General features: G+C 68.2%; 17 protein-coding genes and 2 pseudogenes. 13 read left to right on the forward strand and 6 right to left on the reverse strand.

Features of this window, described 5'->3' with window-relative positions; genetic code table 11:
• Positions 1 to 31: 31 nt before the first annotated feature.
• Positions 32 to 1,390, reverse strand: a complete 1,359-nt coding sequence (locus AB0H88_RS03130; protein ID WP_357640571.1) for an MFS transporter — start codon at positions 1,388 to 1,390, stop codon at positions 32 to 34.
• A complete protein-coding gene (locus AB0H88_RS03135) occupies positions 1,387 to 3,045 on the reverse strand; it encodes a thiamine pyrophosphate-binding protein (protein ID WP_357640573.1) in 1,659 nt (552 codons plus the stop codon). The genes AB0H88_RS03130 and AB0H88_RS03135 overlap by 4 nt, the downstream gene beginning before the upstream one ends.
• Positions 3,046 to 3,222: 177 nt before the next feature.
• Here AB0H88_RS03135 and AB0H88_RS03140 point away from each other — a divergent pair, with 177 nt between their 5' ends.
• From AB0H88_RS03140 to AB0H88_RS03160, 5 genes and pseudogenes are all read left to right on the forward strand, one after another.
• Positions 3,223 to 3,927, forward strand: a complete 705-nt coding sequence (locus AB0H88_RS03140; RefSeq protein ID WP_357640576.1) for a GntR family transcriptional regulator — start codon at positions 3,223 to 3,225, stop codon at positions 3,925 to 3,927.
• Between the two features lie 34 nt (positions 3,928 to 3,961).
• Entirely contained in the window at positions 3,962 to 5,446 is a 1,485-nt protein-coding gene (gene tcuA / locus AB0H88_RS03145; RefSeq protein WP_357640578.1) for an FAD-dependent tricarballylate dehydrogenase TcuA, read from the forward strand.
• Positions 5,447 to 5,961: 515 nt separating this feature from the next.
• Positions 5,962 to 6,303 (forward strand): annotated as a pseudogene (locus AB0H88_RS03150) (hypothetical protein); the annotation flags it as partial.
• Positions 6,251 to 6,601, forward strand: a pseudogene (locus AB0H88_RS03155) (IS110 family transposase); the annotation flags it as partial. The pseudogenes AB0H88_RS03150 and AB0H88_RS03155, both read left to right, overlap by 53 nt.
• A gap of 85 nt (positions 6,602 to 6,686) precedes the next feature.
• Positions 6,687 to 7,163 (forward strand): transposase family protein, encoded by a 477-nt coding sequence (locus tag AB0H88_RS03160; protein WP_357640580.1) that lies wholly within the window; start codon positions 6,687 to 6,689, stop codon positions 7,161 to 7,163.
• Between the two features lie 273 nt (positions 7,164 to 7,436).
• On the opposite strand, the gene AB0H88_RS03165 is transcribed toward AB0H88_RS03160, so the two are convergent.
• Positions 7,437 to 8,009 carry a hypothetical protein gene (locus tag AB0H88_RS03165; RefSeq protein WP_357640583.1) on the reverse strand — a complete coding sequence of 191 codons (573 nt, stop codon included), beginning with the start codon at positions 8,007 to 8,009 and terminating at the stop codon, positions 7,437 to 7,439.
• 236 nt (positions 8,010 to 8,245) lie between these two features.
• Positions 8,246 to 9,502 (reverse strand): LacI family DNA-binding transcriptional regulator, encoded by a 1,257-nt coding sequence (locus AB0H88_RS03170; protein ID WP_357640584.1) that lies wholly within the window; start codon positions 9,500 to 9,502, stop codon positions 8,246 to 8,248.
• A 325-nt stretch (positions 9,503 to 9,827) separates the two neighbouring features.
• On the opposite strand from AB0H88_RS03170, the gene AB0H88_RS03175 reads away from it, so the two are divergent.
• The 8 genes from AB0H88_RS03175 (at position 9,828) to AB0H88_RS03210 (ending at position 18,520) form a co-directional block, all read left to right on the forward strand.
• Positions 9,828 to 11,096, forward strand: a complete 1,269-nt coding sequence (locus AB0H88_RS03175; protein WP_357640587.1) for a sugar ABC transporter substrate-binding protein — start codon at positions 9,828 to 9,830, stop codon at positions 11,094 to 11,096.
• An 8-nt stretch (positions 11,097 to 11,104) separates the two neighbouring features.
• Complete coding sequence (locus AB0H88_RS03180) at positions 11,105 to 12,046, forward strand: sugar ABC transporter permease (RefSeq protein WP_357640589.1); 942 nt, start codon at positions 11,105 to 11,107, stop codon at positions 12,044 to 12,046.
• Positions 12,043 to 12,870 carry a carbohydrate ABC transporter permease gene (locus AB0H88_RS03185; protein ID WP_357640592.1) on the forward strand — a complete coding sequence of 276 codons (828 nt, stop codon included), beginning with the start codon at positions 12,043 to 12,045 and terminating at the stop codon, positions 12,868 to 12,870. Before AB0H88_RS03180 ends, AB0H88_RS03185 begins: the two co-directional genes overlap by 4 nt.
• The gene (locus tag AB0H88_RS03190) at positions 12,867 to 14,375 is read left to right on the forward strand and encodes a family 43 glycosylhydrolase (RefSeq protein ID WP_357640594.1); all 1,509 of its coding nucleotides are present in this window, start codon (positions 12,867 to 12,869) and stop codon (positions 14,373 to 14,375) included. Before AB0H88_RS03185 ends, AB0H88_RS03190 begins: the two co-directional genes overlap by 4 nt.
• A 33-nt stretch (positions 14,376 to 14,408) precedes the next feature.
• Positions 14,409 to 15,791 carry a GH1 family beta-glucosidase gene (locus tag AB0H88_RS03195; protein ID WP_357640597.1) on the forward strand — a complete coding sequence of 461 codons (1,383 nt, stop codon included), beginning with the start codon at positions 14,409 to 14,411 and terminating at the stop codon, positions 15,789 to 15,791.
• Positions 15,792 to 15,894: 103 nt separating this feature from the next.
• Positions 15,895 to 17,079: a DUF2786 domain-containing protein gene (locus tag AB0H88_RS03200; RefSeq protein WP_357640600.1), complete on the forward strand. Its 1,185-nt coding sequence runs from the start codon at positions 15,895 to 15,897 to the stop codon at positions 17,077 to 17,079.
• Positions 17,080 to 17,171: 92 nt separating this feature from the next.
• Complete coding sequence (locus AB0H88_RS03205; RefSeq protein ID WP_357640602.1) at positions 17,172 to 17,891, forward strand: DUF4429 domain-containing protein; 720 nt, start codon at positions 17,172 to 17,174, stop codon at positions 17,889 to 17,891.
• A 194-nt stretch (positions 17,892 to 18,085) separates the two neighbouring features.
• Positions 18,086 to 18,520: a GtrA family protein gene (locus AB0H88_RS03210; protein WP_357640604.1), complete on the forward strand. Its 435-nt coding sequence runs from the start codon at positions 18,086 to 18,088 to the stop codon at positions 18,518 to 18,520.
• 36 nt (positions 18,521 to 18,556) lie between these two features.
• Here the strand turns inward: AB0H88_RS03210 and AB0H88_RS03215 are convergent, their stop codons facing one another.
• Both AB0H88_RS03215 and AB0H88_RS03220 read right to left on the reverse strand, forming a co-directional pair.
• Positions 18,557 to 19,570: an NAD(P)/FAD-dependent oxidoreductase gene (locus AB0H88_RS03215; RefSeq protein ID WP_357640606.1), complete on the reverse strand. Its 1,014-nt coding sequence runs from the start codon at positions 19,568 to 19,570 to the stop codon at positions 18,557 to 18,559.
• Between the two features lie 4 nt (positions 19,571 to 19,574).
• Positions 19,575 to 20,096, reverse strand: coding sequence for an isoprenylcysteine carboxylmethyltransferase family protein (locus tag AB0H88_RS03220; RefSeq protein WP_357640609.1), 522 nt, complete (start codon positions 20,094 to 20,096; stop codon positions 19,575 to 19,577).
• Positions 20,097 to 20,109: the final 13 nt, after the last annotated feature.

A 20,109-nucleotide genomic window follows, 5' to 3' on the forward strand; every position in this document is an offset into this window, starting at 1 on the left:
TCCTCAGCTTCTCCCGGCGTTCTCGGCTCTCTCAGCGTTCGAGGTTCAGGTGCCGGCTCTCGCCGAGCGCATGGACGGCGGCGGCGCTGATGATCGTGACCAGTGCCACGTACGCGCCGACGGCGTACATTCCAGCCGCGGCGAACAGCGCGATGGCGATGAACGGGGCCACCGCAGCGCCCAGCAGGGAGCCGGCCTGGTTGGCGGCGGTGATGCCGGAGTAGCGGGTCGCGGTGGGGAACAGCTCCGCGAAGTAGACGCCGATCGGGGCGTAGGCACAGCCCACGGGGAAGGCCAGCAGCGCGAGGCCGGCGGCGAACAGGGCGGGCGAGCCGGTCTGGATGAGGGCGAGCGCGGGGAAGACGACGACCAGGATCCCGGCGAAGCCCGTCATCAGCGCGGTACGCCTGCCGCGCGCGTCGGCCAGCCCGGCCGACACGCGCAGGCCGATGCTGTACGACCCGGCGGCGACCAGCACCCCGGTGAGCGCCGCCGCCTGGCTGATCTTCAGGGTGCCGGTGGCATGGGAGAGCAGGAAGACGAACGCGACGTAGAAGGTCGCGCTCACGGTCAGGTAGGCGAGGGTCGCCAGCGCGAGGGTGCGCGGCGACTCGCGCAGCACGGTCGCGATCGGCAGCCGGGCCCTCGTGGTGCCACCCGCGCTCGCACCCGCCCTCGCATGGGCCGACTCACCGGCCTTCTTGCCGGCCTCGAAGATCGGCGACTCGGCGATGCGCAGCCGCATCACCAGCCCGACGACGATCAGGACGGCGCTGGACAGGAACGGCAGCCGCCATACCCAGTCCACGTAGAGCTCGTGCGGAACGGCGAGGGACACCACCAGCAGCACGGCCGTGGACAGCGCCAGCCCCGCGGTCACCCCCTGCTGCGCCCAGCTCGACAGCCGGGCCCGCCGGTCGGGCGGCGCGAACTCGGTCGCCATCAGGATGGCGCCGCCCCACTCGCCGCCCACCGCCGCGCCCTGGACGAAGCGCATGAGCACGAGCAGGATCGGTGCCAGCGCGCCGGCCGTGGCATACGTCGGGAGCAGGCCGACGAGCATCGTGCTGACGCCCATCAGCAGCAGGGAGACGATCAGCGTCGTCTTGCGGCCGACCCGGTCGCCGTAGTGGGCGAAGATCAGGCCGCCGATCGGCCTGGCGATGAAGGCAACCGCGATCGTGGCGAACGAGGCGAGCGTCGCCGCGAACGGCGACATCGCGGGAAAGAACTGGGTACCGAACACGAGGGTCGCGGTGCTCGCGTAGATGTAGAAGTCGTACCACTCGATCGTGGTCCCGATGAATGCCGCCTTGGCGACGCGGGAGGCCTCCGCCGGGCTCGGGGTTCTGCTGTCGAGCACCCCGTCACTTGCCTCTGCTTGCGTCATCGTGTCTCTCCTTCGGGATGCTGCGCGTCCGAACCTCGGAGCCTGGCGGCGATGTCGGCGAACGCCCGGTTCTGGGCGTCCGGGTCGATGTGGACGTCGAACAGGACCGGGCCGATGGCCTGGTCCAGCACGTGGGGGATGAGGGCGAGGCTTTCGGCGCGCTCGATGGAATGCGACGGTATTCCGAAGCCTTCCGCGATGCGCGCGATGTCCGGCCAGGAGTGCTCGGACCCCGTGACGGGGTAGCCCTTGGCCCGCAGACTGTGCCGCTCTTGGCCGTAGCCGCCGTCGTTCATGACCACCACGGTCAGCGGCAGGTCATAGCGCCGCGCCGTGGCCAGTTCGTTGAGGCTCATCATCAGGCACCCGTCGCCGAGCACCACTGTGACCCGCTCGCCCTCCTTGGCGAAGGCCGCGCCGATGCTGACGCCCAGGGCCTGACCGATCGCGCCGAAATCGTGCGTGAAGGCGTACCGGCGGGGGTCGAAACTCCGCAGCGTCTGCTGGGCGTAGGAGCCGAAGTGGCCGGCGTCGACGACCAGCAGACGGTCCTCGGGCAGTGCCGCGTCGAGGGCGTCGACCACCTGCTGCGGATGGACGGGCGCGGTGTCGCCCGTGACGCCGGCCGGGCCGTTTGGTATGGCGGGAGGCGTCCAGCCGGTGCGCGCGCCGCCCGCGGACAGCCGCTCGATCAGGGCGGTCACGGTCGTGACGGCGTCGCCGAGGACGGCGACGTCCGGCCGCGTATACCTGCCCAGCGCCTCGGCATCGCGGTCGACCTGCACGACTACCCGGCCGTCCAGGCCGCCGTCGGTCGTCCACTGGTTCGCGGTGGCGCCCAGGACGAGCACGCAGTCGGCGTCCGCGAGCGCGCGGGCGGCGGGAATGGTGCCGAGCCCGCCGGCCGTGCCGAGGCTACGCGGGTGCCTGGCGAGCAGCCCTTTGGCCTTGAGCGAGGTGGTGATAGGCGCGCCCAGCAGGTCGGCGAGGTCGCCGACCGGCGCGGCGTCGTCAGGCGGCACGCCCCGGCCGATGAGGATCACCGGCCTGCGCGCGGCGGCGAGCGCGGCCGCGGCGGCGTCGACGGCCGCGGGATCCGGTAGCGGGCCTGCGGGCGGCCCGTCCGCGGGCCGGTAGGGGGCCGTGCCCTGAGGCATGCGGGCGAGCAGCACGTCGACGGGGGCGTTCAGCACCGCGGGACCCTTGCCGGACCGGACATGCCGGAACACCGCGGCAGTGTCGGTGTGCACCGACTCCGGCCGGTACAGCGGGCGGAACAGGGCTCCCGTCGACCGGATGAACGACTGCTGGTCGAAGCGCTGCGGATGGTTCAGGTCGCCGGTTGGAGTGTCAGGCGCGATGAGCACGACGGGCGACGCGGCGGCCGCCGCGGTCAGTAGCGAGGTGGCCGTGTTACTCAGGCCGGGGCCGTGGGTGACGCTCGCGACCCCGGGCTTGCCGGAGAACCGGGCGTACCCGTCGGCCATGGCCACCGCGCCCTGCTCGTGGCACGCGTGCACCACCTTGATCCGTCCCGCCGCCGAGATCCTGCTGAGCAGATCCAGGTTCCCGTCGCCCATCAGCGCGAAGACCACGTCGGTGCCTTCGGCCTCCAGCGCCTGCACGACCGCGCCCACAACCGTTTCGTCTGGCATGGATGCGACTGTACTCGGCCGTATTCACGACCACAAGGGCAAGTTTCGGACCGCTCTAATGTGGCCGGACCCCGCTCTACCTTGGCGAACGTCCCTCCGTTCGCTCAACGGAAACGGATGACACGAACATCGGGGAAGGAGTTTGAGTACGTGTGCATTCAAAGGTATTCTGGTCGTATGGACGAATCCGCGGCAGACGACGCACCCCCGATCGTGCTCCCCGGCAACCTTCCCATCGCCGACGAGCTGTACGAATACCTCCGGCAGGCGATCATCCGCGGCGAACTGCCGGCCGGTATGCGCGTGGTCGAAGGCGACATCGCGGCGCGGGCCAACGTGAGCCGCACGCCGGCGGGGCAGGCGCTGCGCCGCCTGCAGTCCGACGGGCTGTTGCGGGCCTCCCAGCACGGACTGCTCGTCAGCGAGCTCACCGCGGACGAACTGTCGGAGACGTGCACCGTCCGCAACGCGCTGGAGGCCCTCGCCGCCCGGCTCGCGGCCTCCACCCGTACCGACCTCGACGTCGCGCTGCTGCAGGAGCTCACCGAACGCTTCGAGGAGGCCATCGGCGGCGACGTCGCCGAGATCGTCGAGCTCAATCACGCCTTCCACGACGCGGTGTGGGACGCGGCCCGCAACGCCCCGCTCAAGCGGCTCCTGCGACAGACGCGCTCCCTGATCGAACGCCTCAACTCCACCACTCTCGGCTCCGAGGCCCGCCAGAAGCAGGCCCTCGACGAGCACCGCGCGATTCTCGACGCCATCGGCGCACGCGACGCCGGTCTGGCGGAGCGCGTCACCCTGCGGCACTTCAACAAGGCGACGGCCATCCGGATCCTCTCCAAGCGGGTCCAGTCGCGGGCCGGCAACACCGCCGGCTGACCTCTCCCCACCACGACCAGGAGGATCTTCACTTATGGGTTACGACGCGGACGTGATCGTCGTCGGCACGGGCAACGCCGGGTTCTGCGCCGCACACGCGGCGGCGGAGCGAGGGGCGCGGGTCCTGATGCTCGAGAAGGGGCCGGCGACGGCCATCGGCGGCAACACCTACTTCACGGCCGGAGCGATTCGCACCACGTTCAGCGACCTCGACGACCTCGTGAGCGTCATCGACGACCCCGACGAGCGGCTGCCGCACACCGACATCGCCCCCTACGGCCCCGCCGACTTCGCCCAGGACATGAGCAGGGTGACGCTGGGCCGCTGCGACCCCGAACTGACCGACGCGGTGGTGCGCGGCATCGCCGACACCGTGCGGTGGATGCGCGAGCACGGCATCCGGTTTCGCCTGCAGTACGAGCGCCAGGCCTACGAGGTCAATGGCCGCCACCGGTTCTGGGGCGGACTGCCGCTCGCCACCGTCGACGGCGGCAAGGGCCTGGTGGCCCAGCACCTGGCGGAGGCTGAGCGCAACGGCGTGCGCATCCTCTGCGACACCGCCGTCGACCGTATCCTGCGCGACGCTGACGGGCGCGTGACGGGCGTCGCGGCGGGCGGCGCCGAGTTCCGGGCAGGCGCGGTGGTGCTGGCCGCCGGCGGGTTCCAGGCCAGCAGGGTGCTGCGCGCCCAGTACCTGGGGCCCAACTGGGACCTGGCCAAGGTGCGCGGTACCCCGTACAACACAGGCAGCGCGCTCATGGCCGCCTTGGAGGTGGAAGCGCAGCCGGCGGGCCACTGGAGCGGCTGCCACGCCGTGGCCTGGGACGCCAACGCGCCGGACAGCGGCGACCTGGAGCTGACCAACCGGCTCACCAAGCAGTCCTATCCGCTGAGCATCGTGGTCAACACGGCCGGCCGCCGCTTCCTCGACGAGGGGGCCGAACTGCGCAACTACACCTACGCCAAGTACGGCGCGGAGATCCTGCGCCAGCCGGGCGCCCTGGCCTTCCAGCTCTTCGACGCCAAGACGGCGCCCCTGCTGCGCGAAGCCGAGTACGAGGCCCCCGGCGTCTCCCGCTACCAGGCCGACTCGATCGCCGAACTGGCCGAACTGGCCGGCATCGACCCCGCCGGGCTGGCCGCCACGGTCGAGCAGTACAACGCGGCCACCCGCCCCGGCACGTTCGACCCCGCCGTCAAGGACGGGCTCGGCACCACCGGCCTCACCCCGCCGAAGAGCAACTGGGCCCAGCCGCTCGACCAGCCTCCCTACCTCGCGTTCGCCGTGACCTGCGGCATCACGTTCACCTTCGGCGGCGTGAAGATCGACACCTGCGGCCGCGTCATCAACGAGGCCGGCGCGGCGATCACCGGGCTGTTCGCGGCGGGCGAGATGGCGGGCGGCCTGTTCTTCCACAACTACCCAGGCGGCAGCGGCCTGGCCGCAGGGTCGGTGTTCGGCCGGCGGGCAGGCGCCGAAGCCGCCACCCTCGTGTCGAGCGGCCTGCTGGCCTCCTGAGCGCCGCCATCGTCACCGAGCCCGCGGGCACCTTTCCGTGGGGACGGCGACCTGGGTGAACTTCTTGAGCTCGGGTCGGTAGACGGTGTCGTCGCGGGCGAGACGGTAGCCTGGGTGCTCCCCGGCTCGGCTCATGGGCCTGTTACAGGGCGGGCTGGGGCTGCCCCGGGGAGTGCTCCCGCCGGTCTCCGCCCGCAACCTGAGGACCACGACCGCGCAGCTGGCGTTCTCATCCGCCTGCGACGATCGGCTCACCACTGTTCCAGCAATTCACGTGAGCGCTACACCGGTGCGCGAGCACCTCACGCTTCCGGAGGGTCGGTGCGGCGACCGTGAACTGGCAACTCGTACAACTGGCCTGGGAAGTTCACGAGGGCACCCCGAAAACCGACGCCTCCGTGCGAACCATCGCCCTGGACACCGACACCGCCCGCATACTATGCGCCCACTGGCAACAGCAACTCCAGGAACGCTTGGCCATGGGCGAGGCATGAACCGACACCGCGTTCGTCTTCACCCAGCCCGACGGCAACCGCCTGCACCCGCAGCACGTCTCCGACCAGTTCCTCTGGCTCGCCTACCTGACCGGGCTGCCTCCCATCCGGCTCCACGACCTCCGCCACGGCGCGGCCTCGCTGATGCTGGCCGCCGGAGTGAAGATGAAGGTGGTGCAGGAAACGGTTGAGGCCCTCCCCGGATTTGGCCGATCCAGCCCAGAGTGTCAAGGCGGCGCTGCGGCATCTGGCCGTTCGCTATCGCGCCCTCAGCGTCGAGATCGACGCCACCTACGACCAGTTGAAGACGCTGATCGAGCAGGCCCGGCCCGAACTGCTGAGCGTCAAGGGTTTGGGTGTTGAGACGGCGGCGCAGCTGCTGGTCACCTGTGGCGACAATCCTGATCGGCTGCGCTCAGAGGGATCGTTCGCGGCCCTGTGCGGAGTATCACCGGTCCCCGCATCCAGCGGCAAAACACGACGCCACCGGCTCAACCATGGCGGCGACCGGCAGGCCAACCGGGCCCTATACATCGTCGTGCTGTCCCGCATGTCCTGCGATCCATCCACCCGCGCCTACGTTGAACGCAGAACCGCCGACGGACTGTCCAAAAGAGAGATCATCCGCTGTCTGAAGCGATACGTCGCCCGCCAGCTCTACAAGATCATCACCCGCGCGCAGGCGCAAGCAACCGAATCATCCATCCGCGCTTGACAAACCATAGAAGCATCGTGCTGCCGTCGATTTGTCGCGCTCAACCCTGAACTACGTCGCCGGCCTCATCCGCCGGCACCGCAAGACGATCGGGTCGACATGGCGGCTGCTCAACCCGGGACAGCAAGCCCTGCTGGTGCTGGTCTATCTGCGCAAGGGAGAGACGTTCCCCCAGCTCGGAGCTGGCTTCGGAGTCTCCACGACGACGGCGTGGCGGTATGTGGAGGAGACCGTGATGCTGCTGTCGGCGCGCTCACCCAAGCTCGACCAGGCGCTGCGCAAAGCCAAGCGCGACGGCCTGCACTACCTGGTGCTGGACGGCACGCTGATCCACATCAAGCGGGCCAACCGCTCCCACGCCAGGCTCCGCGGCCCCGGAGAGCGCGCGAACGCCCAGCTGAAGAGCTGGAAGATCCTCCGCAAGCTACGCTGCAGCCCGTCCAAGGCCGGCCACCTATGCAAGGCCATCGCCGTCCTGCAGAATCACCGAGCTGCGCAGGTGGCGTGAGGATGAAAAGCGTTCACTGTTCCCTGGCGGCGTCTTCCCGCTGACGAACTACTGGCCGTTGGGTTGCGTGGGATCGGCCACGCCCCTCTACGGAGGACTGAACTGAGTTCTCGGTAGCGGGTCGGACGAAGGGGTGCGGGGCCGGAGCGGCCTCGCACCTCTACGACAACTTGGGAATCGGACCTCGAACATGAGAGCATTTTCTGCCCGTAAGCGTTGGATGGCCGGCGTGGGCGTGGTGATCGCCCTGGCTCTGGCGGCGGCGGTGTCACTTCACTTGACGGGGCCGTGGGCGGGCATCACCTCCAAGGGCATCCGAAGAGTCCTGCTCAACGGACTCGCCGTCAGCCACCCTGAGTACTCCATCGCTTTTGGCAGCATCAAGGACCAGGACTTGTCCGTCCCGGCCGGTGGAGGCGATATTGGTGCGGATCCGTCATCGCGCGGGTCGACGAGACGGCTGAGTCCGGTGGCGAGCCACTTGTCCCGCGCGGCGGCGGGCAACGCGTTCAGGATCGTGCCGACCGCCTGTACCCATGGCCACATCGACGGTGTCCCGTCGCCTTCCAGGCAGCGGCCCCAGACGACGAGCGCCCCGCGCCCGTCTGCCTCGGCCGCGATCTCCTTCATCTCTGCGAGATATGGCTGGCGGCGGGGGCGCTCGATCAGGCCGCCACGGCCCTCGGCCGGGCCGACGCGAGCCTCGACCTCTATGGTCAGCGCTACCCGGAGGGCCTGCTTCTCCTGCTGCGGGCGCGCCTGCTGCTGGCCCGAAGGGAACCCGTCGCCGAGGTCAGGGCCATCGCCGAGCGAAGCCGCAGGATTTCCACCGAACGCAGAACCCACCTGTTCGCACGACGCGCGGAAGACTTCCTGGCCACCTTGGACAGGGCCCGCGCATAGGGCCTCTGAGCCTGAATCCACGGCTGGGGACTGACAATAGAAGCGTGAAATAGGGCGAGGTGCCCTTTGACCTGGCATGACGGGAGGGGAGTCCTCTACGCTTCCACCAGGGTGGCGGGAGCGTTCCGGATCATGAGTCGCGGTCGCGCTGCGCCACTACAGCCGGCAGCAGGTTTCTGTCAGTCGTCGGAGCAACCGCAGGTTCCGCCACGCCACACCACACACCCGAGAGTTTCGTGACGGCTCGCGTCTTCGTTGCCCTCGAGGGCTTCGAGGAGGATGCGCACCGCGACCCGCCCGACGTCCTCCATTGGCTGTCGCACCGTCGTCAAGCGTGGTGTGATCAGCCGTCCCGCCAGTATGCCGTCGAAGCCGGTCACCGCCACCTGGGCCGGCACGTCCATGTCCTGTTCCTGAAGCGCGTCGATGGCGACGAGGGCCTCCTGATCGGTCGCGCACACGAGGACCTGCGGGAAGGAAGGCCGATCGAGAAGGCCGCGAACGGCGGCGATCGTCGATTGATCGTCGCCGGGATGGCTTCTCACCGGGGGCGGTGGGGAGAGTCGCGCCTGCCGCAGGACCTCGGAGAAGCCCTCATAGCGGGCCACGAACTCCGGGGTGCCCAACTCGCCGAGGTAGGCGAAGTCGCGATAACCGTGATCGATCAGCAAGTGCTCGGTAAGACGGGCCATGGCGGCACGGTTGTCGACGAAGACGGTGTGCATCCCCTCTCGCCGGATTTCCCCGCCGAGTTCGACGACGGGTATACGGGCTGAGATCTGTTCCAAAAGAGCGCCCGATGCGGCACCGGCGAACGCTATGAGGCCGTCGACGCGCCCCGCGACGTCGATCACGCTCGGCAAATGTCCAGGATTACGGCCGGAACCGAGCATCAGAGCGTAACCGTGCCTTCGGCACTCCAACTCGACGCCCCGCTGGACCTCATCCGAATACAACGGGAAAAGTCGCCCGTCAGGAACGCGAGTCGAATCAAGCGAAGCGGAATTCGGTGAATCAGCGACCGGCTCGAGCAGATAGTCGAACGCATACAAGCCCAGCGCTCCGGTCTTTCCTTTGGCAAGCCCCCGGGCATTCGCACTGGGCACATAGCCGATGGAGTCGGCAGCGCGCAGAACCGCTTGCAAAGTGTCCGCCTTCACCCGCTCTGGCTTGGTGAAAGCAAAGGAAACCGTTGCGATCGACACTCCAGCAAGCTGAGCGACATCGTATACCGTCGGTCGCCTCGTCATGTCCACCCCAATTCGAGTCAGGAGTCCATCAAGAGCACTCGTACAGTACCGGTTCGACGGCGCTCCAAGGCCGCCGCCTTTGCGCCCCCTTCGGCTGTCGCCCGGTGATCGGGAGGCTCGGCCTTGACACGCGACCGCGCGGCGGACGCGGTCGGCCGGGACAGTCATCACGATCATGTCCCGCATGAGGAGAGCCGCCTCCGGCGAACGCGGCCACCATACGGAAGCCGCGCGCCCGAGATGACGAGCAGACAACGCTGATCTTGATATCCATCCCTTCTACCAGGAGTTATTGCCGCATGGATCAAGAACGGCGACCCGCGTCAGACATGCGGCGCGCGCATCACCGTGCAAAGAGTTCAGTCGTGAGCATGGTTGCGCCTACCTGATGTTATGCGCTTAGATGCCGAAACGGAGTCGATCCGGCACGACCTGTGCTTGCAGTGGAGCACCGCTCGCGCACCCCGCAACCCCCCATGCACGAAGGGGAACGATGATGATCCGACGGAATATGGCGGCAGCCACGGCCGTCACCGCGACGCTTGCACTCATGCTCAGCGGTTGTGGACGTTCGAACGACCGCCCACAGAACGACGTGCCGGCAAGTCGCCTGACGAATGGTCCGGCCACTGGCACCATCACTATCTGGGCGCAAGGCACGGAGGGTGAAGCGCTCGCCGATTTCCTTAGGCCCTTCAAGGAGAAGAACCCCGGAATCGAGGTCAAGGTGACCCCGATTCCGTGGGACTCGGCGCAGAACAAATATCAGACGGCGATCGCCGGTGGAACGACTCCAGATATCGGCATGCTGGGGACCGACTGGATGCCGACGTTCGCCTCGGCGCTCCTTCCGACGCCCGCCGACATCGACACGAGTGACATTTTCCCGGTTTCGCGGCAGACGACGAACATCGGCGGATCGCAGCTGGGTGTGCCATGGTACGTCGAAACGCGGGTGATCTTTTACCGTACCGACTTGATGAAGAAGACGGGCTTCGACAGCTTTCCCAGAGACTGGCAGGGATTCAAGGCGCTCGCCAAGGCGTACCAGGACAAGGCCGACGCGAAATACGGCGTCGTGCTTCCGTCCGGCGGCTGGAACGGGTTCTTGAACAGTCTGCCGTTCGTCTGGTCGGGCGGAGCCGACGTCATGAACTCCGACCAGACGAAGTGGACGTTCGACACCCCGAAGATGGTCGAGTCCCTCGAATACGTCAACAGCTTCTTCAAGGAAGGCATCGCCAACAAGAATCCCGATTCCGAGTCGGCGTCCACTGCCTCGGCCTTCGTCGAAGGTACTGTCCCGATGTTCATCAGTGGTCCGTGGGACATCCCGGGGCTCAAGACCGCGGGCGGCGCCGGATTCGAGGACAAGTTCGCGGTGGCGCCGATCCCGGCCCCGCCGGGCGGGACGTCCACCTCGTTCGCGGCCGGCGCCAACCTCGCCGTGTTCAAGAACTCCAAGAACCCGGACGCGGCATGGAAGCTGATCCAGTGGCTCACGCAGCCCGAGGTTCAGGTCGAGTGGTTCAAGGCGGTCAATGACCTTCCCTCGCGGCAGTCGGCGTGGAAGGACACCGCGCTGACGAGCGACCCGAAGGTGTCGGTTTTCGGTAAGCAGCTCGAGAGCGTCAAGACGGCTCCCGCGCTCACCACGTGGACGCAGGTGTCGGCGGCCGCCGACACGGAGATCGAGCGGATGGCCCGTGGCGGCAAGAGCCCGCAGGACGCGGTCAGGCAGTTGCAGTCCGCCGCCGATTCGCTGGGAACCGGCGAATAGGCATGGCCGTGACACGAGTCGCCGGCGCCGGAGCGTTGTCGCGCTCCGGCGGCGACGGCACCACCAGGGCGCGTCGTCGCCGGATGACGGTGATGGCCTACCTCTTCGCTCTGCCGTTCATCCTGAGCTTCGCCGTCTTCATGGTGTTCCCGCTCGTCTCGTCGTTCCTGATGTCCTTCACCGACTTCAGGAACAGCGACATCGAGAGCCCGATGGCCGTCGAGTTCGTCGCGATGGACCAGTACCTCCGGCTGTTCGAGAACCAGCAGTTCGTGCGGTCGCTGCTGAACACCGTGTACTTCGTCGCAGTGGGCATCCCGCTCACGATGGTCGCGGCTCTCGCCCTCGCCGTGGCGCTCAACAACGGGATCACGCGATTCCGCACGGCATTTCGCGTCGGCTTCTACGCCCCTGTCATCACCAGCATCGTGGCGGTCGCGGTGGTGTGGCGGTTCATCCTCCAACCGGACGGCCTGCTGAACACCGCGCTCGACGCCGTCGGCATCCAGGGTCCGGACTGGCTCAATGACCCGCTCTGGTCGATGCCTGCCATGATCCTCATGGCCATCTGGCGCAACATGGGCACCCTCATGATCATCTTCCTTGCCGGGCTGCAGAACATCCCCGCGAGCGTGTTGGAAGCGGCCGCCGTCGACGGCGCCACCGCCTGGCAGCGATTCGTCCGGGTGACGCTTCCGATGCTCCGCCCGACGCTGCTCCTCGGCGCCGTTCTCCTCTCGGTCGGGTATCTGCAGTTCTTCGAGGAACCGTTCGTCATGACGAAGGGAGGCCCGCTGGACTCCACGCTCTCGATCAGCTATTTCACCTACAACCAGTTCGGATTCGGCAACTACGGCACCGCGTCGGCGGCGAGCTACGTGCTCTTCATCGCCATCGCGCTGCTCAGCATCGTGCAGTTCCGAGCCTTCCGCCCCAAGGACGCGCCATGAGAAAGCCCATCATCCCGGGCCGGGCCCTGGTGTACATCGTGCTCGTCATCGCCGTTGTGGCCACGCTCATCCCGTTCGTCTGGATGTACCTCGGTTCGGCGAAGACCCAGTCGGAACTGCTGAGGCGACCGCCCACATGGTGGCCCGAGACTTTCACGTTCGAGAACTTCGCCACCTGGTTCGGCCGACTGAATTTCCAGACGTTCTTTCTCAACAGCGTCATCGTGGCCGTCTTCACGGTCCTCGGAACGCTGTTGTTCTGCTCCATGGTCGGCTACGCCCTCGCGAAACTCGACTTCGCCGGCAAGCGGGCCCTCTTCCTGCTCGTGCTGGTCACGCTCATGGTTCCCGGTGTCGTCACCTTCATCCCGCTGTTCGTCGTGGTGAGCAAACTAGGGATGGTCAGCACCTACCCTGCGCTGATCATTCCGTTCCTCGCAGGGCCGATGGGCGTCTTCCTCATGCGCCAGTTCATCAGTGAGATCCCCGACGCGCTCATCGAAGCCGCCCGCATCGACGGCGCGGGCGAGGTGCGCATCTTCACGCGCATCATCCTGCCGCTCTGCGGGCCGGCATTGGCGACGCTCGCCATCCTCACCTTCCTCGGATCGTGGAACAACTTCCTGTGGCCGCTCGTGGTCGCGCAGACCGAGGACATGTACACCCTCCCCGTCGCGCTCTCCCTGTACTCGGTGGGGCAGAACGCGACCAACTACGGAGTTCTGCTGGCCGGCTCCGTGCTGGTCATCACCCCCGTGCTGCTGCTCTTCGTGGCCCTGCAGCGCTACTTCATTCAAGGAATCACGGCGACCGGAATCAAATGACCTTCGAAACGCGAAAAGGCAGGCGCCGCGAGGCCGCCGGCGTGCATCCCATCATCGGCGGCTTCTACCCCGACCCGAGCATCTGCCGCGCCGACGCCGACTACTACCTGGTCAACTCCTCCTTCGAATACTCCCCCGGCGTCCCGGTCTGGCACAGCACCGACCTCACCCATTGGACTCAGATCGGCAACGCCCTGGGCGGCACCGATGGGTTCCAGGCGGGAGAAGCCGGCGCCAGCAAGGGAATCTACGCTCCAACGCTCCGCCATCACGCGGGCCGCTTCTGGCTGATCACGACGAACGTCTCCACCAGCGGCGGCCAACTGCTGACGTCGACGACGGACCCGGCCGGCCCGTGGGCTCCGGCCGTGGTGATCGACGGCCTGGCGGGCATCGATCCCGACCTGGCCTGGGATGACGATGGCACCTGCTACGTCACGTACTGCTCGACACGCCCCGGCCTGGAGGGCATCGCCCAGGCCCGAGTTGATCTCGAGAAGGGGATTACGCTGGAGGAGCCGAGGCCCGTATGGCAGGGGACCGGACTGGCCTTCCCGGAAGCTCCACATCTCTACCGCCGCGACGGGTGGTGGTACCTGGTGATCGCCGAGGGTGGCACGGAACGTGGCCACGCCATCACCATCGCCCGATCCCGGAACCCCGACGGCCCCTTTGAGCCCGCCCCCGGCAATCCCGTCTTCTCGCATCGCAGCACCACGCATCCCGTGCAGAACACGGGGCACGCGGACCTCGTCGAAGCCCCCGACGGACGGTGGGCGGCCGTGTATCTCGGCGTCCGCCCGCGCGGGATGACCCCGATGTTCCACGTCAACGGCCGCGAGACATTCCTCGCCGGCATCGACTGGATCGACGGGTGGCCGCAGTTCGACGAGGGGCGCTTCGTGTACGAGATCCCCGACCGCTCCTTCTTGGATCGATTCGCCGCCTCCTCACTCCATCCTCGCTGGGTCTCCCCCGGCGCTCCCCTCGGCGAATTCGTCTCACCCGCCGAACCCGGCATTTCGCTGATCCCGGCCGCCTCCGCCAGCGGGAACGTCAGTGCCCTCATGACCCGTGTGACCGACGAGCGCTGGCGCTTCGATGTAGCGCTACGGACGGCCGACGGCGCGGCGGGCGTCCTGCTCCGACTGGATGACCGCCACTGGTGCGAGGTGCGCGTGAACGACGGCTCCGCGCACGCGGTTGTGCACATCGGTCCGCTCGAATCCCACGCCGGCGAGGCCGCGACCGGCCTCGGGCCGACGCCGACGGTGCGGATCGAGTCACTGCCCGCCACCCACGACGGCCCAGATGACATCGCATTGTCAGTGATCCACAACGGCCAGAGCGTGATGCTCGCGCGCTTCGACGGCCGATATCTCTCCACCGAGGTCGCCGGCGGATTCACCGGCCGGGTCGCCGGCGTCCGCGCCATCAGCGGCACGGTCGACGTCGCCTCTGTGCGGTACGAGGCGGATGACGCCTACGTCGATCCCCGGCCGTGACGCCATGACTCAAACCTTTCGCGAGGAGCTCCAGTGAGGTTTCCCCACGAGTTCGTCTTCGGGTCCGCGACGGCCGCGTACCAGATCGAAGGCGCCGCCACCAAGGACGGGCGCGGCCCGTCGATCTGGGACACATTCAGCCACACGCCCGGTCGGACGTTCAACGGCGACACCGGAGACGTCGCCGACGATCACTACCACCGTCTGGATGCCGACCTCGACCTGATGGCCGAGCTCGGACTCGAGGCTTACCGGTTCTCCATCGCCTGGCCGCGGGTCATTCCGACCGGCGTGGGCCCGACCAATCACCAGGGCGTCGATTTCTATTCGCGCCTGGTCGACGGACTTCTCGAACGCGGCATCCGCCCGGTGGCGACGTTGTATCACTGGGACCTCCCCCAACCCCTGGAGGATGAGGGAGGGTGGACCAGCAGAGCCACCGCCGACACGTTCGCCGAGTATGCACGGGTCATCAGCTCCGCGCTCGGGGACCGTGTCGACACCTGGACCACGCTCAACGAACCCTGGTGCTCGGCCTACCTCGGCTACGGCAGCGGCGTGCACGCGCCCGGACGCACGAGCAGGCTGGAGCCGCTGCTGGCCGTGCACCATCTCAACCGCGCGCATGGCCTGGCCATCCAGGCGATGCGTTCGGAGGTCAAATCCGACGCAAAGTTCTCCGTCACCCTCAACCTGCACGTGTTCCGCCCGGACGGCCCGAGTGGCGAGACCGCGCGCTCAAAAGTGGAGGCGCTGTCGAACGACGCGTTCCTGGGGCCGATGCTGGAGGGTCGTTACACCGACCGGCTCCTGGAGACGACGGCCGACATCACCGACTGGTCCTTCGTCCAGGATGGGGACCTGGAAATCATTCACCAGCCCATCGACGTCCTGGGCGTCAACTACTACAACACCAACCGGGTGCGGATGTCGGACGGGTCAGATGATCGGGAGCGGTCTGACGGACATGGCCGCTCGACCGCTTCTCCCTGGCCCGGTGCCGAAGACGTCGAGTTCCTCACCCAACGGGGCCCGCTGACCGAGATGAGCTGGAACATCGATCCAGACGGCCTCCGTGACCTCCTCACCGAACTTCATGAGCGATACCCGAACCAACCCCTCATGATCACCGAGAACGGCGCCGCCTTCCCGGACACCGTCGACAACGGGATGATTCACGACGAGGACCGGATCGACTACGTCCGGCGGCACCTTCAGGCAGTATTCGACGTTATCGAGAAAGGTGTCGATGTGCGCGGCTACTTCCTGTGGTCGCTCATGGACAACTTCGAATGGGCGTATGGATACTCCAAACGCTTCGGGATCATCCGCGTCGACTACGACACCCAGGTCCGCACGCTGAAGGACAGCGCCCGCTGGTACGCCAACGTCATCCGCTCGCGCCAGCTCTCATGACCATGCTCAGCCGGGGACCGGCCTTCCGCCGCGCCGGTGAGCAGGGGACGAGACTCCGTCACGGTAGGGTTCTGGCGGACTTTCATTAAGGTGGACGGCACGTGTGAGTAAGGCTGATGAGCTGATCGGCGCGGCGATGGAGGCGCTTGCCAGCGAGGATCAGGCGGCTTTCGACTCCGCTGCTGCCTTCCTGGCCGACCGGGACGACGCCGATCGCGTACTGGTGGGGGTTGTGACCCGTGCGATCTCGGGGTTGTGGCGGAACGGCTGGCAGCCCGCCGACGTGGTCAGGATCGCGGCCAGGCGGCTGACCGACTGGCACGGGCGGGCGGCGGCTGACCTCATCGCCTGGGAGATGCGGGCCTACGCGCCGGCCACGGTGGATGAGCGCTGGCGCGACCAACTCGCCGGCCTGGAGGCCGCAGTGTGGTGGAAGGACGGCTACCTGGCGGCGCGGCAGGCGCGCGACGGGGCCGGCCGGCTGGCGACCGTCTCCGGTGTGCTGGAACTGCTGGGGTTGCTGACCGGGCTGCCGCGGCTGGAGACGTTGAGCCCGCGGCCCGGGGTCGCTCGCCGTACGGTCCAGGCACGCTCGCACGCGGTCAGCGAGAAGACGCTCACGCGGGTGCGGGCGCTGCTTGCCAAGGCGGAGTCGACGGCGTACGAGGCGGAGGCGGAGACGTTCACGTCGGCGGCGCAGAGCTTGATGGCGAAGTACAGCATCGACGCGGCGATGCTGGATGCGCGGCCAGGTGGAGGTGAGGCCCCGGCGGGCATCCGGGTCGGCATCGACGCGCCGTACGAGCAGCCCAAGGCCGTGCTGCTCAACCTCATCGCCGAGGCCAACAGGTGCCGGGTGATCTGGTCGAAGGAGCTGGGGTTCGCCACCGTGCTGGGGTTCTGGGCGGACCTGTCCTGGGTGGAGGTGCTGTTCACCTCGCTGCTGGTGCAGGCGCAGACCGCGCTGGTGAACTCGGGCACCAAGAAGCACGGCACCGGCCGGTCGAGGAACAAGACGTTCCGCCAGTCGTTCCTGTCGGCGTTCGCCTCCAGGATCGGGGAGCGGCTGGCCGAGGCCACGGCCTGCGCGGTCTCGCAGGAGAGCGCCAGCCGGGGCACCGACCTGGTGCCGGTACTGGCGGCCCGTGAACAGGAGGTGGAGCAGGCGGTCGAGCGCATGTTCCCGAACCTGGTCTCGCACGCGATCCGCACGTCCTGGGACCGGGAGGGCTGGGCGGCCGGCCGTACCGCCGCCGATCAGGCCAGCCTCGGGGCGCGAGACCGATAGAGCGCCGGGTGCCGGAAACAGGCCCAGCCGGCTCGTCGCGGTAGCCGCCCGTCCGCGCAGCCGCCAGTGTTCGGGCACCTATCCTTGCTTGCATGGGTGACGTACTGAAGGGGCGAGGTTGCGCGTGGGAGTTCGAGGACGGGGGGCTGCGCATTACGCCTGAGCCGGGTAAGGCCTCGAAACTGAGCATGGAGCTCGGTGAGCGGTTCGTACCTTACGACGCGCTGGCCGATGTCATGCTGGAGCCTGGCGCACGCGGCAGGGTGGTGTTGCGGGTGGTTCCCCGGGAGGGAGCCGATCCGGTCATGTCCGCGGCGACGGGGCAGCTCCAGGAGTCGCTCGATCCGTACCGGCTGGTGCTGCCCGCCGCCACGGAGACGCTGGCCGAGCAGCATGCCGACGAGATGCGCGCGGCCCTGTCCGAGCGCGGTCCGGCTGAGCGGTTCCTGATCGCCGGTCCTTCGGTGCCGCGTCGGTTCAAGGCATGGGACGGTGAGGCCGCCTTCGACGGGCAGGCTGTCACCTTCACCTGGTTCTCCTCCAGCGCTTCCCCCGCCAAATACACGGCAGGTGACCGGCGTTACCCGATCACCGAGATCGAGGGCGTCGAGTGGCATGCGCTGGAGGACGCTCGCGGGTCGTTGCGGCTGCACATCCGTGGGCAGCAGACCGTCTCCAACCCCAACAACGATCCCGCCTGCGTGGTGTTCGGCATTGGCTGGGGAGCCACGCATCACTCCCTGCCCTTCGCCGCCGCGGTGCTGGCCGCCGTACAAGCTCCCATGATCGAACGGGTCGCGGCGGAAGGCTGAGCTGCTTATGAGCAGCGGCTCGGATTCGAGAGCGGTCGCTGGATACGTAGCGTCACGGTCCCTCAGCAGTTTCGCCACCTGGCCATGAGCGTGTGCGGCTGGTGAGAAGATCGGGGGTGCTCCGAATGGCAGACGCAGTACTCGCGAGATTACCGGAACCGCTGCGCGCACTTGTGCTGAAGCATCGTGAACTGGTGAAGTTCGCGGTGGTGGGTGGAACAGCGTTCTTAGTGGACAACGCTGTGTTCTATGGGCTGAAGCTGACCATTTTGGAGCCGAAGCCGGTGACCGCGAAGGTCATGGCCGTGCTCGTGGCGACGATCGTGTCCTACGTGTTGAATCGCGAATGGTCGTTCCGGACCAGGGGCGGCCGCGAGCGCCGTCACGAGGCGGCGCTGTTCTTCCTGGTCAGTGGCGTCGGTCTGGTGCTCAGCTCCGCGCCGCTATGGATCTCCCGGTACGTGTTTCGCCTGGAGACCCCGGACGTGAGCCTGGTGACCCAGGAGATCGCCGACTTCATGAGCGCGCAGATCATCGGCACGCTGATCGCCATGGTCTTCCGCTTCTGGGCGCTCCGGAAGTGGGTCTTCCCCGACGAGCAGGCGCGTGGCGGTTACGCACGGAGGTAGCCGCTCGGCTGCGTGCTCGCCAATGTCTCCACAGTGTCAGGCGAGGATCCTGACGATGCCGGTGAAGAGTCCGGGCAGGCGGCGGGCGGCGGGCACCACCAGCCGGGCCGTGCCGGGGCGGCGCGCGGCCTGCACCAGCGCGCCCGTCAGCAGCCGGTGCGTGCGAGACAGCCGCAGCCACGCGCCGTCGTAGTCCTCGGGCCGGTCCTCGGCCAGGCACCTGACCAGCAGTTCGGCTGAGCGCACGGCCAGGGAGACGCCCTCGCCGGTGAGCGCGTCCACGTAGCCGGCGGCGTCCCCGACCAGCAGGACGCGTCCCGCGCGGCGGGCGCGCACCGCCTGGCGCAGCGGGCCCGCGCCGCGCACGGGGGTGACGGCCGGGCCGCGCAGGCGGCGGCTCAGGCCGGGGAAGCCGCGCAGGTGCTCGTCGTAGCAGCGGCGCACCGAGCTGAGTATCGCGATGCCGATCAGGTCCCCAGCGACGGGCGTGACGTACGCCTCGCCGGCGCCCGACCAGTGGACCTCGACGAAGTCGGTCCACGGCTCGATCCTGTAGTGCCTGCGCTGGCCGTACCTGCGGGGTCCGCGCGCGGGCAGGTCGATGCCGAGGGAGCGGCGCAGCGGCGAGTGCAGCCCGTCGGCGGCCACCAGCCAGCGAGCCCGCAGCCCGGCGGCCGCAACGCCGTCCCGGTCCTGCTCGACGCGGGTGATCTTGCCGGTGACCGTCTTGACGCCCAGGTCGGCGGCTCGCCGCGCGAGCGCGGCATGCAGATGCGTACGGCGTACGCCCAGCCCAGGGGCGCCGGAGAAGGCGGCCCGCACCTCTCGCCTGCCGTCGAGGTAGTGGATGCCGCGGAACTCACGCCCCTCGACCTCCACCCCCATCGCCGCCAGCGCCGCCACCCCGCCCGGCATGACGCCCTCGCCGCACGCCTTGTCCACGGGTGAGGCCCGCGGCTCGACGACGACCGCCTCCATCCCCGCCAGCGCCGCGTGAACGGCCGTCGCCAGCCCCGCCGGGCCGCCGCCCGCGACGAGCACGTCGATCACGCCGTCACCGCTCCGAGGCGAGGGCGAGAGCCGCGTTCTCACATCGGATCCGCACCACCATCAGCGCCGCGTTGAGCACCGTGAACGCCAGCGCGGTCACCCAGGCCGTGTGCACCAGCGGCAGCGCGAGCCCCTCCACCACCACCGCCACGTAATTGGGATGCCGCAGCCACCGGAACCGGTAGGGGCCGCGTGTCACCAGCGGCAGGCCGGGCACCACGATCACCTGCGTGTTCCAGCGCGGCCCGAGCGAGGTGATGCACCACCACCGCAACCCCTGTGCCGCCACGACGAGGGCGAGCATCGGCCAGCCGAGCGCGGGAAGGAAAGGCCGCTCCGCCAGCGCGACCTCCAGCGGCGCGCAGACGAGCAACCCGGTGTGCAGGGCCACCATCCACGGATAGTGCCCCTGACCGGTCATGACACCGCCACGCGCCATGCTCCACGCGGCGTTGCGCCGGGCGACGACCAGCTCGGCCACACGTTCCAGGCCGACCAACGCGATGAGTATCAGATACCAGGTCATAAGGCTGTCTCCC

Source organism: Nonomuraea sp. NPDC050680, assembly GCF_040654555.1.
Taxonomy (GTDB): Bacteria; Actinomycetota; Actinomycetes; order Streptosporangiales; family Streptosporangiaceae; genus Nonomuraea.